This is a genomic window from Cognatundibacterium luofuense, from assembly GCF_018139685.1.
GTDB lineage: Bacteria > Pseudomonadota > Gammaproteobacteria > Burkholderiales > Burkholderiaceae_D > Undibacterium > Undibacterium luofuense.
Genome location: NZ_JAGSPN010000594.1, coordinates 1 through 289, shown reverse-complemented (window position 1 = coordinate 289; position 289 = coordinate 1). Strand labels below are relative to the sequence as shown.

Here is a 289-nt window from a genome sequence, read left to right as displayed (position 1 = left end):
CCAGCCCAATAATAAGCCACTCACAATTTGCGGGATCACGATGAAGAAGTTGAACACGCCCATGTAGTAACCCATTTTTTCTTGCGGCAAAGAAGATGCCAGCAAGGCATAAGGCATAGTCAGTATGCTGGCCCACGCCAGTCCCATACCCAGCATAGGCAGCAATAACCAGAGTTGTGTATGGATAAAGTAGATGCTGATCAGTCCGGCTCCACCGGCCAGCAGACACAGCATGTGGACGATTTTTTTACTGCTGCGTTTCGCCAGTACAGGTAATAAAAAGGCGGCC

Annotated in this window: 1 protein-coding gene; it reads right to left on the bottom strand. The window is 49.5% G+C overall.

Translation table 11 applies throughout. From position 1 onward, the window contains the following. Positions 1-289: MFS transporter (locus KDM89_RS21785; protein WP_329604729.1), on the bottom strand; the 289-nt coding region annotated here is incomplete at both ends.